General features: G+C 44.7%; 11 protein-coding genes. 7 read left to right on the forward strand and 4 right to left on the reverse strand.

The genetic code is table 11. From position 1 onward, the window contains the following. Positions 1-247: 247 nt before the first annotated feature. The 3 genes from R5R33_RS07800 to R5R33_RS07810 form a co-directional block, all read right to left on the reverse strand. Positions 248-1,291: an AraC family transcriptional regulator gene (locus tag R5R33_RS07800; RefSeq protein ID WP_318955457.1), complete on the reverse strand. Its 1,044-nt coding sequence runs from the start codon at positions 1,289-1,291 to the stop codon at positions 248-250. 72 nt (positions 1,292-1,363) lie between these two features. Next, entirely contained in the window at positions 1,364-1,801 is a 438-nt protein-coding gene (locus R5R33_RS07805; protein WP_318955458.1) for a nuclear transport factor 2 family protein, read from the reverse strand. A gap of 88 nt (positions 1,802-1,889) precedes the next feature. After that, on the reverse strand, positions 1,890-2,189 hold the full coding sequence (locus tag R5R33_RS07810; protein ID WP_318955459.1) for a hypothetical protein: 300 nt from the start codon (positions 2,187-2,189) through the stop codon (positions 1,890-1,892). 351 nt (positions 2,190-2,540) lie between these two features. On the opposite strand from R5R33_RS07810, the gene R5R33_RS07815 reads away from it, so the two are divergent. The 3 genes from R5R33_RS07815 to R5R33_RS07825 all read left to right on the forward strand — a co-directional run bounded on the left by R5R33_RS07815 (position 2,541) and on the right by R5R33_RS07825 (position 6,255). Then, on the forward strand, positions 2,541-3,041 hold the full coding sequence (locus R5R33_RS07815) for a nuclear transport factor 2 family protein (protein ID WP_318955460.1): 501 nt from the start codon (positions 2,541-2,543) through the stop codon (positions 3,039-3,041). A gap of 36 nt (positions 3,042-3,077) precedes the next feature. Continuing rightward, the gene (locus tag R5R33_RS07820; RefSeq protein ID WP_318955461.1) at positions 3,078-3,509 is read left to right on the forward strand and encodes a VOC family protein; all 432 of its coding nucleotides are present in this window, start codon (positions 3,078-3,080) and stop codon (positions 3,507-3,509) included. Between the two features lie 337 nt (positions 3,510-3,846). Further along, positions 3,847-6,255 (forward strand): TonB-dependent receptor, encoded by a 2,409-nt coding sequence (locus R5R33_RS07825; RefSeq protein WP_318955462.1) that lies wholly within the window; start codon positions 3,847-3,849, stop codon positions 6,253-6,255. Positions 6,256-6,402: 147 nt separating this feature from the next. On the opposite strand, the gene R5R33_RS07830 is transcribed toward R5R33_RS07825, so the two are convergent. Next, on the reverse strand, positions 6,403-7,047 hold the full coding sequence (locus R5R33_RS07830; protein WP_318955463.1) for a GntR family transcriptional regulator: 645 nt from the start codon (positions 7,045-7,047) through the stop codon (positions 6,403-6,405). 1,396 nt (positions 7,048-8,443) lie between these two features. Between R5R33_RS07830 and R5R33_RS07835 the strand changes: the two genes are divergently transcribed. The 4 genes from R5R33_RS07835 (at position 8,444) to R5R33_RS07850 (ending at position 16,346) form a co-directional block, all read left to right on the forward strand. After that, positions 8,444-10,600 carry a tetratricopeptide repeat protein gene (locus R5R33_RS07835; RefSeq protein WP_404810395.1) on the forward strand — a complete coding sequence of 719 codons (2,157 nt, stop codon included), beginning with the start codon at positions 8,444-8,446 and terminating at the stop codon, positions 10,598-10,600. A 626-nt stretch (positions 10,601-11,226) separates the two neighbouring features. After that, positions 11,227-12,453, forward strand: coding sequence for a tyrosine-type recombinase/integrase (locus tag R5R33_RS07840; protein ID WP_318955465.1), 1,227 nt, complete (start codon positions 11,227-11,229; stop codon positions 12,451-12,453). Between the two features lie 18 nt (positions 12,454-12,471). After that, positions 12,472-15,684, forward strand: a complete 3,213-nt coding sequence (locus R5R33_RS07845; protein ID WP_318955466.1) for a hypothetical protein — start codon at positions 12,472-12,474, stop codon at positions 15,682-15,684. Next, a complete protein-coding gene (locus R5R33_RS07850; protein WP_318955467.1) occupies positions 15,684-16,346 on the forward strand; it encodes a hypothetical protein in 663 nt (220 codons plus the stop codon). The genes R5R33_RS07845 and R5R33_RS07850 overlap by 1 nt, the downstream gene beginning before the upstream one ends. The last annotated feature ends 582 nt before the right edge of the window (positions 16,347-16,928 follow it).

Here is a 16,928-nt window from a genome sequence, read left to right on the forward strand (position 1 = left end):
TATAAAACATTAGTGGGTCTAGTTGGTTTATAGAAGAGCGAAAAGTGACGATTAAAATGCAATATGTGACATGTACATGAGTCGTGCATACTTGACGCCAAGCGCTGACTGAAAACCTGTATTTGGAAGCCCGCATGTGTGCTCTCGCATTGCAGATTAAAAGGTACTTTTACTTCGCCGGGATAGCTCTGACGCGGAGTTAAAGTAATGGCAGTGGTAAATACAAAGTAGAAAGCGCATTCCGTAATTATTTAGAGCAGGTAGTGCTCGCCACGCTACCTGGAAGCTTGCTCCGGTAATCACTAGGACTTAGTCCGGTCCAAGTCTTGAACGCTCGGGCAAACACCGCGGAATCAGAAAAGCCAAGCTTCTCGGCTACCAGACTTACAGAAAGAGTATTCAGAGAAAGTAGCCTCTCGGCCTTATCCTGTCTGACGCTATCTTTTATCTGCTGATAGGAGGTCCCCTCATCTTTTAGTTTTCGTATCAGCGTACGCTGATTCATGCGCAAAAGACTGGCAATTCCTTCCAACGAGGGAATCCCATCCTTAAATTGTTTTACGAGCAAGAGTTGTATCTCTGAAGAAACGCTAAAGTCTGTCCGCGGCTGCTGGAAAAACTCACGCGGTGAGCTCCGCATAAAGAGTTTCAAGCTACTCGCATCTTGCCGTATTTGATGGCGCAGAAATCGGCTAGGGAAAGTAAATCCCAGCCACGAGGCGTCGAATACGTGGTCGCCTGGAAACAGATAACAATACTCTCTAACCTGAGGCGGTGGCGGGTAATCGAAGGCGACCGTGATCAGGGAAATATTCTCAGCAATTAGCCAAGACGCAAATCGGTGATAGGCCATAACCAGCATTTCGCCCAATAAGTGATTAGGGTCGAAGGTCCGGTCCTTCAGGATGATCCTGAGATCAGTGTGTTCACCTCTAACGTCCAGCTCTATGCGGTAGGCATCTGTCGCCATCCCCATAAACCAGGTGGCCAAGCGCAGCGCTTTTTCAAGATTGGGTTCATGTATCGCCATCTTACCCAATAAGTAAAAGCTACCCGGTGGGATAACTGAAGGCGACAGCGACATGGATTCATCCTGTAGTTGTCGCCACAATTCCCGCACCACCTTCGCGAGCAAGCCAGAATCAACTCGTATACCTGGGCTATCAACAATTTCCGGGGATAGCCCGATTCGTTGGAAAATCTTATTTGCGTCCAGACCACAGCGTTCTATCAGATGATAGAACTGAGTGATGTAGTAATTGGAGGCTGTCGACGGTTCAGCTTTTCTCATTCAAACTAACCTTGAAATGGCATCGAATTCCCTGATGGAAACACCAATTTCTCAGTCTCATTGGATTGGAACCTAGCAGGCTACAGGTTCCTCAAAAATGGGTGTCGCATGATATTTGGTGATTAGCCAGCCATCCCCATTTTTTCTGAAGTGAATTTTCAAGTCGCCCACCGCTTGTGGGGTCTGTGGGAGCCGAAATGGGGGCACATCGCCTTCAGCGCGGGAAACCCGATATACAGTGATATTGGCCGTCGCTTGAGCACTATCCGACCCGGTTGGCGTTATGGAAACATTGGCTGCAAGGTGCCGTGTGACGAGCGTGTCTGGGCGTGATTCAATAAATGTTCTAACGGCTGAGCCTGATAATTCACTGCCGTTAGGCGCGATTACTACCGCGTTATCATCAAAAAGTGCTGCAGCCTCCGTCCTGGCTCCTTGATCAAGTAATGAGAAAAAGTTCAGCAGTACTTCTTCGCATTGGAGCCTTGTTAGCAAATCTTGAGTATTCATCCCCGAGCCCAACCTTTGATGTGCGAAATTTCGAGTGTAAAAACACAGCCTAGGAGGCTGAGGTGCGGAATTAACTGGTTACCTGCCCCTAGCCTATGCGCTTGCCAGTAATCTCCGATGAACCCATTACTCCAGCTTTGATAATGCCCGAAAGGTTGCCATCAATAATTTCAACTTCGCCCTCAAAATTTATTGGAAATGGTTTAATCATACGCATAGTCCAGGTCAGCCTGTTCCCAACGATCTTGCCGTTCCTTAGGTCCAAGGTGCCTAGTGACCCTGTATTCGTGCCACTGAATGAGTCGCCATCCACAACAATATCGTAGATGGTTTTTTGATCGCCCATCGGCGTTTTGGTTATGCACTCATACTTTCCAGAAACTGTCATTGTTCATGATCCTTATTTAGTTTGAGCCCGGCACTAACTTCTCGGGATGGGAAGGGCTTCGTGTAACTTCATCAGCCGCCGTCACTATAATCGATCAAAATCATATGTGATATATCTGGCGGAGTCCAGATCTCGAGGCAGGACAAAAAATCTTGCGCCGCAGGTCACTTTTTGACCAAAAATCACAGTTTATTATCAAAATCCCGCTGATTTAACGTATTTATTGGCATTGTAAGTATTTTTTCCGGGTTTGAAATTAGGGGCTTGCAATTATGCAGATATATTAGATAACCTCTTTCTGTTATCAGATATATCAGAATGAAATGTGTGACATTAAGGAGGGAGGCTGTTGTGAGGACAATCGATCATGACGCCGCAAGACGTTTGGTGGAGATCCAGCAGTTCGTCTACGATTTTTGGCATGACGTTGACACCAATGGTGCAGCGAATGCTCCGAGCTATTTTAGTAAGGACTGTAGGCTCGCCGTCAGCGCTCAACTAGAGTACAGCGGGCAAGATGGTGTTAAGCGTTTCTACAGTGAAAGAGCTACCAGGGGTACTCGAACCACACATCATTTGATTTCTAATCTCCGGATTGTGCCTGAGCGAGAAAATCTCGCGACCGTAAACTTCATAATCGTTAATTTCGCTGCTGATGGTAGACCTCCAATTCAGGGGTTGACCGGGCCGGCAGTGATTTCGCGAGTAGAGGCTGTGTGCTTGCTCGGCGATAGCGGCTGGCAGTTCGAATCACTCAGCGCTACACCACTGTTTATCGGTAGTGAGCCCTATACGCGATCAGTCCTTGCAGATGGAAAAAGCCTGGTTGAAGCTAAATCAGATTTAGATTAGCGCTCATAGTATGTTTCTGCGGTTTAGGAGGATTTGATGACGGCTAGGGTTAATCATGTGGGTATTGCAGTGCCTGACCTTAAAAAGGCTACAAAGTTTTTTGCTGACGTTTTTGGTGTTACTACAGTTGAAGTCGAATCAGACCAAGTAAAGAATCTTTACCTGAAGTTCGAAAATTTTACTATTCAGATTATGGAAGACCCGGGGCGACTTTCGGGCGCACCCTTCGGAAGGTTGGATCATATTGCCATTGACGTCGATGACTTGGATGAAACTGTAAAGCGCCTAGAGGGACATGATGTCCAGATGGCGTGGGATATGCCGGTTCGTGTTGAGCAATACAGAAGTAATTTTACGACCGAGAATGGCGGGGTTGGGGTTGTTTTCCAGATATCTGATGAGCATGGCGGGGATCGCCCGTCACAAGTGTTCAGTCCGGAAATGATGGATGCTTTAGCTAGGAAGTGAGCGTCCTGGCGCTTTCCAAAGCGACCGCGACAACTAAGGCGTTGTTGTTGACTATAGCTAGGGATGTGCAACAATCAATTCACAAAATTTCTGATATATCTGTTGTTCTGTTGTTCTGTTGTTCTGTTGTTCTGTTGTTCTGTTGTTCTGTTGTTCTGTTGTTCTGTTGTTCTGTTGTTCTGTTGTTCTGTTGTTCTGTTGTTCTGTTGTTCTGTTGTTCTGTTGTTCTAGAGTTCTAATGTTCTAGTTGGCTTGGGTTTAGCAGTACCTTATCTTAGGCCACTAAATTTTAAATAATGTAAACATAATAAACATAATAAATATAGGAAACTACGCGATGAGGCATACAAAGAAAATCTTAACGGCAGCAGTTTGCTCTGTTGCTGCTTCGGCATCAACGCTGGCCCAAACGGATAAATCTAACACTTTAGCTCTCGAAGAGGTGACAGTAACCGCGCAGAAATCTACCAAAAACGCGCAAGATTCTGCAGTTGCATTAAGTGTTATCAGTTCTGACGCACTTACTCGTGCCGAGGTTGTTAGTGCGGACCAGCTAACCCAACTTGATCCATCTCTTCAGGTTGGTACAGCTGGTGGTACTAATAAATCGTTTTTTATTCGAGGAGTGGGTTCTTCAACCGTCAATTCCTACACGGAATCCGCGGTTGCATTTAGCTATGACGGAGTTTTTATCGAAAAGCCGAGTGCCACCACGGGGCTTTATTACGATTTGGAACGAGTTGAAGTTTTGAAGGGCCCCCAGGGGACGCTTTATGGTAGAAATGCGACAGGGGGAGCGATTAACGTTGTCCCTGCCAAACCTTCAGTTGAGACGACGAATGCTTATGCCACTGTCAGTGTTGGTGACTATGGCAGCATTGCGGCCCAGGGCGCTGTAAATTTACCTGTTACAGACTCTAGTGCCATACGGATGTCAGGCTTTACGTTAGAACACGATGGTTATCTGTCGGATAACTCAAGCGATGCAGATGTCCAGGGAGCAAGACTGCAATACCTATCGGAGCCGAGTGACAATCTCAGCATTCGAATTGCATCGGACTACACCCAGACTAATGGCATCGGTTCAGGTAACGTAATTATTGCCACTTCTGCGACCAACCCCTTTACTAATCAGTATGTAGTCCAGTCTTCAGGGTTGGGCAACGATGTCGGGCCAAATGACTCCAAAACTGCAGACTTGTTAATGTCGACATTTAATGGCGTTGCTGGGCGATATTTGGAACCACCATATCCTGGCTTGACTGTCGACGGCCAGTTTTGGGGGGTTAATGCAGAAATTGACTGGGAAACATCAGTGGGTACATTGTCAATTTTGCCGGCATACCGGAAAAGTGATAGTGATGATGTGACTATTGGCGCTGGCTTCTCAGCTATTGATTCAAAAAAATTCGATCAGGCTAACTTGGAAGTTAGGCTTCACGGTTTTAGTGAAAGTGGAAAAATTGAATACACAGTAGGCACGCTATATTTCGAATCGAATACAGAAGCTCTCTATGCGCCACAGCAAGGATACCTCGCAGTCTGGCAGGACTTCGATCTCTCAACTGAGTCTTATTCCGCTTTTGGTCGGGCATCATACTCGTTAACAGACAAGCTGGTCCTCGCTGCTGGATTGAGATATACGGAGGACGAGAAGTCCATAACTGGCACGTCAGATACTATGGCGTCCTATTGTACGACTACACCGACTCCATGTCTCAATGCTCCGTTCTTGCCGTTTTCTGACGGCGCACAATCTGCTATTGAAACACTCGGATTATTTCCGATAGTCGACAATTTCATTTACGGTTCAATGGCGGCGCCAGCGACCAGTTATCTGCGGACAATCGTAGATAAAGATGAGCGCATAGTGGATAGCAAGACAACGTATCACCTCGGTCTCGAGTATGACCTTACAAACTCCTCGTTGTTGTTCGCAACCTATGAAACTGGTTTTCGTTCGGGTGGCTTCTCTTTTTCCGCTGCTAGACCCAGTTTTGATCCAGAGGAAATTGCTGCTTTAACGGTAGGTTCTAAAAATCGATTTTTTGCCGATAGGCTTCAACTTAATCTAGAAGCATTCTACTGGGAGTATGAGGATCAGCAAGTCACGCATGCCGGCAACGAGCCAAACGGGAGCCCGGGTTTTTTTACGGAGAACATCGGGAAGTCCGAAATTTCAGGACTTGAAGTTGATGTTCAATTCATGGCCACGGAAAATACTCTACTCAGTGCCAATCTACTTTATCTTGATGCAGAGTGGACGGACTTTAAGTATAACGTTCCTGCAAATGAAAACCCGGTGCTCACTGGGAATGGGCCATCGGTATATTTCCCCGTGGTAACCGGATGTGACTCCGCAATTAGTGGTGCAGAGTGGGAAATAGACTGTTCAGGGCTTGATGCTACGCATTCTCCAGAATTCGCGGCTAACATAGGTGTTCAGCATACCATTCCAGTAGGTGTTGATAGCGCAATACTTGCAGGGCTGAGATCGTACTTCCAAACAGATGCTATCAATGGCTTCGATCACCTTGAGGCGCAGAAAGTGGACTCATATTGGAGTACAAACGCGGATATAACTTACGAGTGGAATGGGGGGGCTTATTATATTGCGGCATACGCTAACAACATTGAAAATAATAGGCATATTCAATCAAGTAGCTACTTTGCCACCAATTCGGTTCTCGCGGGGTCGCCCGTAAATCCAAGAACTTATGGTATCCGGTTCGGAGCATCGTTTTAACCAGTTCCAATAGTTGTCGCCCATCAGCTCGCCGATGGAGAGTTTCGGAGATAGGGTGGGCGACAACATATGCTGGAGGAATGTCACCCGCCAGTCATAGATGCCTGGTAATTATTGCGATGTTGTACTGATATTTTACTAGTTCGTTTATTCGAGTGTTTCGGCTAGAGAACTGTTAAGAATTCCTGCCTTCGAGCTTGCTATACCTAACGAAATTGTAGTGGCTGCAATTTCTGGGTCTCTTAGCCACGAAGTGTTGGCGCTACTGAATATTGTGAGCTCTTTCCAGGCATTACCTTCATCGGTTAATAGGAATAGTCGAAACAACCGCTGTAATTCACTATTAAGTCTATTACAAAGAAATATTAAATCGCGGTTATTTGTAATCCTTGCCAGAACCGTAAACATTTCATTTGAATGTTGTAGACTTTTATCTATTGAGTTTTTTGACTTGGACATTTTACTTGCAATTAAATCTAGTTCTTTTAGATCTTCTTCTGTCAGGTTTTCTGATGCTCTGCGTGCAACAAGCGGTCCGACTAAACTCCATAAATCAAATAAGTCCCCAATAGTTTTTTTATTGATCGCTGTTGCTCGGTATCCGCTGCGTGGCATGGTTTCAACTAGGCCATCATAATCTAACCTAGCCAAAGCCTCCCGCACAGGAGTGCGCCCAAACCCTACTCTTTCGATTAAAGATTTTTCGGTGAATCTCTCGCTTGGCTGGATTTCACACCTAATTAGAAGGTCTTTAATGGTCTCATAGCATTCATTAGTTAGGCTCTGTGACATGAAAAGGAGCTCCAGATAAAGAGAGGTTATGTAATTTGGCCGAAAATGTAGATAGGAATCTGGTATTCAGTGAATCGTGTATTTCATGATTAAAGTGATCGCATAATACGTAATGAGCAGTCATAAGTCTGTGCTCCACTGTACTTGATAGTAACACTTGCTTTATTTTTGGTCATGCCAAATTTATCGGGTTGGTAAGGCTTTCTCTGGCCTTACTGGTCTTTCATTCGGTATTTTCGATAGTTACACATCGGTCGTATTCTTGTGCCCCTCCTAGCATTCGATTTTCTTGAGCTGTAGCGGTCTACGAATCCCGGACACCAAATTAGGTAGTAAGGTTGCCACCTGAATCAGAGGAGTTCATTGAGTAGATAATGTCGATCCTTTTTTCCCGAATTCAAACTGGTGGCTGAACGTGGTGGTGTGACACCGGTCAGTAAAGCCCCCCACCCCCGGAGCAACAAAAATTCTAAGAGCCTGAAACTCGCATAAATCACCTGGAGCGGGAGAAAGCTGCCGCTCTCTTGATCTCCGTCGAGATGAATCGTACGCGCAGTTAGACCGATTAATAGGCCGGAGCCCGTGGAACTGGTCTGCGAAGCGTTTGAACTTCCTCGATCATGCTATTACTAATTAGGCGCCGGAAGAATGCCATAGATACACCTAGGCGTCAGCTCAGGGTCCTGCTCATTGACGTCTTCAGGCGAAAACGGAGTTCCGCGGGCAGCCGCACAATCGTAGGACTGCTTAACGATCAGCGGGTTGTTGTCAGACGTTTCAAAGTTCACAGTCTGATGCGTGAAGCCGGCCTAATCTGGAAGCAGCCCGGCCCACATAAATACAAGGGGGCGGCCGTCGAGTGACCGGATATACCGAATACACCGACGGAAAGACTATTCCGGAGCCTGCAAGGTGAATGGGTACGCTCCCTCGGCTAGGGCTCCATCGCGGGGTCAAGCCGGGACTTCAGCCACTACCTGATGACTTATTACAACCAAGGGCGTTCACATCAAAACAGCGATGGCATGTCACCCACAAAGGCTGAAGAAAATCTTAACTTACTGTCAGGAAGTAGTTGACCACTACATGATATCGGTCTTTGTCGTCCAACCGTGTGATGATTGGCAATACAATACGTTTAAGTTAAGGTGGCTTTGGTCCTGTAAGCCTTCAAGCCCAGCGGCCTGAGGGGCCTATTCAGACGCTTTTTCCTACTCTGCTTCCGACGTTTTTCATGTCTACTAGAAATGCTGTTGCCCTGTTTCTGTTATTCGTAGGAATTGGATCCGCTGCCTACATGTATCTCACGGTATCGAGTGAGTCCGTAGAACGCGAGTTAATGCAGACATCGCAATCTTCCGAAGAACAATCTCCCTCTGAGCCGGCGGCCGCTTATATGGGCAGTCAAGCCTGTGCGAATTGTCATGCTGATCAAGCTACCTTGTGGAGTGGATCCCATCACGAGGAATCCATGGCGCACGCCTCGGCACAATCTGTAAAAGGGAATTTTGAAAACCAGACACTGCACGCACTGGGCATAGAGCACCGCTTCTACCGGCAGGACGATGGCTTCTGGGTATCAACACAAGGCGTCGATGGCGGTCGCGCAGAGTTCCAGGTGCGCTACACCTTCGGCACCGAGCCCTTGCAGCAGTACCTGGTGGAGATGGATGGCGGACGACTACAGGCCCTGCCACTGGCCTGGGATACGGCTAAAAACCGTTGGTTCCACTTGCAAGAGCATCAGGTGCCGCAGCCAGGCGAATGGATCCACTGGACTCAGGGCGGGATGAACTGGAACAGCATGTGCGCAGACTGTCATAGTACCGGGCTAAAAAAGAACTTTGATACCAAGACCGGAACGTACGATACCCATTGGGCAGAAATCGATGTGGGCTGCGAAGCCTGCCACGGCCCCGGCTCTATCCATATCGCACAGGTGAGCGAGGGTAAGGCATTAAGCCAGAATACTCTCTACATGATTCGCGGAGAACCGGCCGCCCAGCTGGTCGAAGGCTGTGGGCGCTGCCATGCCCGCCGGCAGCAGCTCACACCGGTCTTTACTCACGGTTCGAACACTTTGCTCAATCACTACCTGCCAATGAATCTTCAGGCCGGCCCCTACCACAGCGATGGGCAGATCAATGAAGAAGTGTTTGTTTACGGGTCCTTCACCCAGAGCAAGATGTATCAGATGGGCGTGGGCTGTATCGATTGTCACGATCCACACAGTACGCGCATCAAGCGCCCCGGTAATACCCTGTGTACTGGCTGCCACGCACCGCAAAAGTACGACACTCCCGAGCATCACCATCATCCGATGGCGGCCACACGGCAGTCAGACGCCTATACGACCGGGAGTGGCAACCAATGTGTCGACTGCCATATGCCCGGCCAAAATTATATGACCAATGATTTTCGCCGGGACCACAGCCTGCGCATCCCGCGCCCGGATCTGAGCGTGGCGTTCGGTATTCCCAACGCCTGCAACACCTGCCACGAGGACAAATCGCCTGAATGGGCAACGCGGCAGATCGATCACTGGTATGGCAGCCCGCGACCTGCACATTTTTCGGAGACCCTCGCACGGGCAATCCAAGCGGCAACGGAGCCCACACAAATAACGGAGCCTCTTGCAAAATTGCTCGACGACCGGAATCAACCCGCCATAGCCCGTGCCACCGCAGCGGATCTGCTGGCCCCCCTGCTCAACGAGCCACACGCGTTCGAAGTGCTGCAACAAGCGCTTACCGATACCAACCCACTGGTTCGCACAGCGGCCGCACGCGCGTTCTACAGTGTGCCCATGGCATACAAACAGTCGCGACTCATTCCGCTACTGAGTGATCCCGTTGCCGCCGTGCGCATCACTGCGGTACAGAGCCTAGTGGAAATGGAAGATGCGCAGCTCCTAAGCCTCCCCTCAGAAACCCAGCGCCATTACCGGGATGCGCTGGCGGAGTACCAGCAATCGCTGGAGGTTAACGATGATTTTGTCTCATCCAGCCACCAGCGGGGGCTTGATCTCGAAAAGGCCGGCCATTTCGGGGCCGCAATACAGGCTTATGAGCACGCCCTCACCATTGACGATCGCGCAAACGCCTCGCGTATGAACCTCGCCCAGATTCACTATCAGTACCATCAGTTCGATAAGTCGGAAGAGCTGTTTCGCAAAGTTCTGTCACAGGAACCGGATGCTGCTCCAACGCGCTACGCATTGGGCCTGTTACTGGCGGAGATGGGTAAGCTGGAAGACGCAGAAAAGGAACTGGAAAACGCCGCGCTGACAGGGAACAACGCGCGGATCTGGTACAACCTCGGAGTACTAAGACACCAGCAGAGAAAATGGCAAGATTCTGAAGAGGCCTACCACCAGGCACTGGCGCTTGAGCCGACCAATGTCGAGTACATAAGTGCCCTTGCCAGTCTATTGATCCAAAGGGGAAAGCATTCGGAGGCAAAAAAGCAGCTTGTAATTGGCCTTAAAAGCTCTCCGACGGACCAGCGGCTTTTACGTCTTGATGGGTATCTGGATTCTCTCAAAGAAGGCTAGATTGTGCTGGCACAATGGCAAACCCGGGGCGTTCAGGACAGATTCTAGCGTCTTAAAATACCTATTCTCATACTCAATCGGTGACAGCCCGGTGCACATGCTGGCACAGGGTAAAAAGAAAACCCACCGCGCCTACATCTGGGCTTACTGTAGTACCTCGGCGGCACCAAAAAAATTAGGGCCGAAATCACTAGTAAATATTTTATATCTCTCAGATTTTTCCAAATCCAGTAACAATATAATTCAATCCTCCTTAAAGGTTGATGAGTCTTTCCACAGATATAAGTTACTTATCTTATTCTAAGTATCCGTCTTGCATGGCTTATCTAACAACAGCCCGCCTAAAAAAAAATGCGCATTAATTAGGTTAAATGCGCAGTAACGACCGAGTTAATGCACATTGGGATTTGAAATGGGCGATAACTAAAAATAAAAAAATTTTTTGTAGCATTTCAAGGCATCGTTCATAGAATCGACCGATCTAGGCAATTCAAGTTAACGATTCTACGTGCTTATCAATGAGACATTTCCAATTAATACGTGCTCCATCAACTAGAAACTTCAAATTTATATTGATAACAAATGAGGGAGATGAGTTTGAACCCTTCTCGATAGCAATTCGAAACATGACGCGTCAAGGGTATTCGTCAAACACCATTGAACAATATAGCGGACATATTGCTCGTTTCATCAATTACATATATGAAGCCGCACTACATATTCCAAAAGCATCACCAGAAATAATCGAGCAAGCAATTTATAGCTATAGAGACTATTTGCTATTCGGCGTCGATTCTTCGGACTGGCTCGCAAGACGTGTTGCCATTGAACTGAAACCAAAGAAAACGACGAGCCAACGTTCACTCATTCCAATTGGGGCTGCAATCAGCTACTTCCTAACGCTATCTGACGCATCAGCAATTGCTAATGGTATTCCACCCCTACTACCCAGAGTCACGCAGCCGACATTCAAACATTTATCCCCCTACGAAAAGAACCGTATTAAGCAATCAAGCATGCTGTCTGGCGTCATAAGAAATGGGACGAAGTTTACGAAAAAATCCGATGGGTTATTTCGAGTCCCCAGGGGTAATCGAGCGGCAATCAATGCTCGAGATCCCTTTCCTTTCGATAGGGCGAGAGATCTGATAGTGCAAACTAGATCGCTTCGCGACCGCGCATTCTTCAGTTTGTTAGCCGCTTCAGGCTGCAGACAACATGAAGCGCTTCAAATACGAATCTGTGACGTTGACTTCAATGACTTTTCCGTAAAATTGATCAATCCTTTCTCTAGAAAAAATACCGGATTGGAACAAAGTGAGTATGAAAAGCTAGCATGGAAAGGTAGAGCAACTGATCAGACTTTCTTAATTGAACCATTTAAAACGCTGTTTTTTGAGAATTTAAGTAAATATCTCAAGCGCGAAAGAAATCCATATTGTCGACACGATTTTATTTTCCAAAAAGATAACGGAAGGCCTTACTTTACCAGTAGTAGGCAGTCACGAGCAGAGACGTTTTCCCGAATAAAAAATGAAATAGGCCTTGGTGGAAAAAGTAACATCTCTGTCCATTCACTGCGTCATATGTATGGAACATATACTTTGAACTACATTCCAATCGGTGACGATCTCGGTCTTAATGAATCTATAGTCCGCCTTCTTATGGGTCACTCATGTATTACTAGCACGAGACTGTATGCCAGAAAGGATACGGATCAAATACGATCTGCAATTGAGTATTCGAACCAACTAGTTTCCGAGCATGCCTCGAGACTATCTCTTAGTGAAATCAGAATAAACTATCACAAAATGGAGATAAAAAGATTGCTGGATTTAGATAGTGAACGTTAAAAGTTACGGGATAGGTATATGATTAACATTTCTTTGGAAATCGAAATTAAAAAAAATAATGCGGTTTTAGAAAAATGCATTACCAAGGCAATTAGTCAGACTCGAAATATTCTTTTTCAAGAATTTAGTGAAGGAAAGGAAATCCAAAATGATGACATTTCAAGTTCTACCGCCAGATCTCCAATGACTCACACTCTTGCCTTCTGCAAGTATTTTGATAAAAAAAATTTCCAAAACATTTCTTTATCTGCGAAAGAATTTGTTCGAATTTGCCACAAAATTTACACAAGCAAGTCGACTATTAGGAAAAACGATTTTTCTTTGATAATCCCAAATTACCAAAACGTGCAAGAAAGTATATCCGCCACGTTCATAAAGCAGATAATCCGCGGGATTGGGGTAATGCTACTGTCGCTTTGGAGGCAAGATGCCGTTATTCTGACATCAAACTTTAGAATTCCATTAACCACACAAGGGACAAGAGGAGAAAAAAAAGAGATTTGCAAATCACTATATTCTGAAGTTCTACTCTTTTTCCAAAATTTTAGACAGCCAATTTCTGGAGAAAAAAATTATAAACTCAAGGTTAGTAAAGGACTCAATAAATCCCTGCAGCATCACATTCAGCAAAGTGGCTGGAAGTTTATTATCGCCACAGATTGGCACAAAATTGAAGATGTAAATGTTGACGACTCTGTTAAATTTCTAAAAGCTATCGCAGACCATAAATCAGGAAAAACTTCGTTCGTCCCGCTGACAACTCCAATTAAGGATATGCTTTTATTACTTAGGGAATCATTCGGAGAGCGTGTTTGTTACACAATGGATGATTTCTTAAACGCAAGGAAAGAAATTTTCAATAGAAAGATAAAGGATTCTAAGTATTCAACTTCGTCACTCCTTAGTCCCCATTGTTGCGGAGATATTGCAAACTTTGATGTTAGAGCAGCATCTAAAGAGTGGGCAGAAACACAAGAAAACTACGTTTCCTTGAAAAGAAAGCGAGGGATGAAGTCGTATAAGGAAATATATAAGTCCCTCAAAATATTAAATGAATTCCTTTTCTTTGAGATTCCACAATTCTATCAGGCCCAAGATAAGCCATTAATTGTCCCCAGCAAACCAAAAGAATTCACACGGAAATATATTGACGGATCGAATGGAACTCCATCTCTAATTGATTTCATATGTGATAATAGGTCCACTGATACTGCCTACGGGCACTTATTGAAAATTGATAAATATTTCGATTACCTTCAGCGAGAATCTACAAACAGGCCATCTTTACACGGTTTCGTAAACCCACTGATCCGAAAGATTGACTTTCCTTTAATAAAACGACGTTCTGGCACCTCGAAAACAATAATTTGCCAGGAACACTTTTCGCCCATGCTCTCTTATCTGTATGCGCTTGAGCAATTTATATGGTACATCGTCAAGTCACTAGTCGAGGAGAGTACGAACTTTGAGTTAAGAAGCAAGATCCTGAATGAAATAGAGAATATTTCCCCGGCTTACGACACCTTAATTGAAACTGAGCGATTCGGTTTTATTCCTTTTATTTATCACAGAGGCAGTCTTTATCCAATAAAATGGATTCACAAGTCGTCGCTTTCACTTTCCTATAGAAAGGTGAAAAACTATGAACCTTCGAAAGTTCCAAACATAATCCATCTTCACCAAACTCTGATTTCATTTGAAACAGGTATCAGGCATATCCATATTCGTTGGCTAGACAAGGATAAGTATGATGAAAGGATCAATCGTAAACTCCCACTCCCTCCAATATGTGAACTTGTTGTAAATACAGATAAAGTGAAGCATGATCCGTGGACGGCTCATGTGAGCCGGAGAGTTATAATCTTATTAGACAAACTGAAATATTTGAGAAGTAGATATAATGAAACTTGGGTAGGAAATAGTTACTGGTATGATGGACATGTACGCTCGCCATTTGGAAAAATAAAGCCACTATTCCCTATTGGCGGCGACCGCCCTGATGGAGGCAAGCCCTCTGACGACGGCGTATACATTAGGAAATTTCGTGAGTTTTTAATTGCCTTTCAAGAATTTGCTAATGATTCAAATCTTTTTGACAGCGCTATTGGACTAGCTAGCTGTTGTGAATACAGAACGTCCGATGGCCAATTAGCTAGGAAATTTGATTCTGATATTACTCCGCATAGCGCACGCGCAACAGTCGTCTCCCAACATATTAAAATACTTCCACCATGGGTTATTGGACGTTACATAACTGGGCATGAAAACGAAGCCACGGTAATTTACTATTCTGTAATTGATCCGCAAGTTATCGATAGTGCGTCGGCTCAACAAAATCTTGCTTTGAAAGGTCTTCATCCATTACTTTCGAAGCCCGGAGATGGCCTAAAAATAAAAGCAGATGATATCCATTCAAAATTGCGCCAGGCAATCAATGAGAATATATCAGAAGCATTTTCAGATTTTGGAGCGATCTCAGTTGGCCATGAACATTCTGAGGGCCGCATAGAAAGTGGGATTTCAATTGCAAAGGAAGTAAGCCGAAATCAGCTTGCCCACAACTCTACACATATTTGTCCCTACAATAATATTTGCCCAAAAGAAGTAATCCTGGAAGTAGGAGAAAGAAACTGCGGGCAATGCTGGGCCTCAATTAAAACAGTCGATCACCTACCTAGAATAGCTGCTCATATTCGAGCACTTCACTTTAAAGTGAATGGATTGACTGAACGGATTTTTTCACTAAAAGCACAGGGAGTTAGCGAAAACATTTTAGCCAATTTCGATAAGGACCGACACGGCTTAGCTAACGAAGTGGCAGCCTGGATTGCCTCGTTCACAATTCTAGAGCAGTTCAGAAAAGACTCTAGAACCCGTGATAAATACCTAATTAAAAAACCAGATATCATTGAAAAAAACCTAGAGGTTATGAAGGCAGGCAGTGACGAGCTATCTAGTATTTTAATCAGAGTTCGTGATGCTCAATTATATCCAGAGTTTTTCACCGAGCAACTTAACTCAAACCTCGTAAAACTTAGAAACAAAATTTTGGCAAAGAATGGCGATATAGATAGATTAATAAATCAGCCTACCGGCTACTCCCAGCTTGATGAATTTCGCGGAATCATAAGAGGAATCTGCGATCACGCTAACGTAAGCGTTGAGGGATTATTTAATTTTATGTTATCTGAGCCCCCCTCAGGAAATCCATCTTTAATTGAGATATTGTAATGCCGGTTAATAAAGGCACTGACAACTTTAAGGCACATCGTGATAAAAAAGTTAATAAAGTGTGTGAAATGATTGACCAGAATTTAATGCGTCTTCGCAGGTCAAAAGCCAAATTTTCAAACTTCAATTCTTTAGCAACCTATTTGTGCTCTGCAATTTCTCAAGCACTTACTATAGAGCATTCCCACAATAGCGAAGGGACTCCGCCAAAACCAATTTCAAAAAGCACTTTATATAGAAATAAAATATATAGAGAAAAAATTATATTATTTTTGAGACAAAATCACGAAAATAGTAGCCTGCCATTAAAGTCAGAAAATTTACATAGTTCAATATATGAAAAAGAAAATTTTGAGCTGCGAGCTGAAGTGGCTACGTTAAAAAATAAAATTATTTCGCTAAAGCGGTATATTGAAAATAAAAATGTAGTTGATAATCCTGAAGAGGTGGTATCAAAAAAAATATCGACATCAACACAGCATATGGAAAAATTCCATCTCACTTCATCTGCATTACAAACATTATTAGAAGCTACCGAAGGTCAATTTATAATTGAAAACGGTCAACTAGTAGCAACCTCTAGAATTATTGACAATATCGTTGTCGACAAGGGCACCCTTAGCCCATTTATTGAATGGATTAATACTAATGGGAAATATTGAAATTGATAATTTACTGAAATCCATTATTAAGATTTCATTCTGATTGGTATGTAACAACGCTCTAGATTAATCTATATCCCATGCAAAACCAGCTCGCCGTTAGAATCTCGGACACCCTATTGAATTCTAATAAAAATCATCGTTTTGTGTATATGTATCTTGGCTCTCGAAGATCCAGAAGTATTTTCGACCAATAAAACTTCAATATAGTCACAAGTAGGGCTAGCTTTCAACTCGATACTGTCACTTTCGAAACGTTAGCTACTGAAACCATACTTGATGAATATCAAGTCCGATTAATGAAAGCAAGTAGAGGTCCAATATGAGTCCGTCAAATTCCGCTAGTTCATAGACGTTCTCTAGCCTGTACGCTTCTAAAGCTTTAAATATAAGCTCACTCCCCACGCCTGCCTCACCAAAGTTGAAGTAATGAAACTCGATATTGAGTTTTTATGCTTTAAACCTATAACCCACGACTAGACGGCTAAACTAATGACTACATCATGCTTGAACTCGGCATAGTCCCGCTTTTTTTTTGAACCCTGGACAACAGAATTCGCACACTAGCGATTCCAGTGGTTA

The organism is Microbulbifer pacificus (assembly GCF_033723955.1).
GTDB classification, from domain to species: Bacteria; Pseudomonadota; Gammaproteobacteria; order Pseudomonadales; family Cellvibrionaceae; genus Microbulbifer; species Microbulbifer pacificus.

Bases quoted from the DNA above. Each gene is read 5' to 3' on its own strand.
- R5R33_RS07800 (WP_318955457.1), bottom strand. From the start codon at position 1,291: ATGAGAAAAGCTGAACCGTCGACAGCCTCCAATTACTACATCACTCAG.
- R5R33_RS07805 (WP_318955458.1), bottom strand. From the start codon at position 1,801: ATGAATACTCAAGATTTGCTAACAAGGCTCCAATGCGAAGAAGTACTG.
- R5R33_RS07810 (WP_318955459.1), bottom strand. From the start codon at position 2,189: ATGACAGTTTCTGGAAAGTATGAGTGCATAACCAAAACGCCGATGGGC.
- R5R33_RS07820 (WP_318955461.1), top strand. From the start codon at position 3,078: ATGACGGCTAGGGTTAATCATGTGGGTATTGCAGTGCCTGACCTTAAA.
- R5R33_RS07825 (WP_318955462.1), top strand. From the start codon at position 3,847: ATGAGGCATACAAAGAAAATCTTAACGGCAGCAGTTTGCTCTGTTGCT.
- R5R33_RS07830 (WP_318955463.1), bottom strand. From the start codon at position 7,047: ATGTCACAGAGCCTAACTAATGAATGCTATGAGACCATTAAAGACCTT.
- R5R33_RS07835 (WP_404810395.1), top strand. From the start codon at position 8,444: ATGGGCAGTCAAGCCTGTGCGAATTGTCATGCTGATCAAGCTACCTTG.
- R5R33_RS07840 (WP_318955465.1), top strand. From the start codon at position 11,227: ATGACGCGTCAAGGGTATTCGTCAAACACCATTGAACAATATAGCGGA.
- R5R33_RS07845 (WP_318955466.1), top strand. From the start codon at position 12,472: ATGATTAACATTTCTTTGGAAATCGAAATTAAAAAAAATAATGCGGTT.
- R5R33_RS07850 (WP_318955467.1), top strand. From the start codon at position 15,684: ATGCCGGTTAATAAAGGCACTGACAACTTTAAGGCACATCGTGATAAA.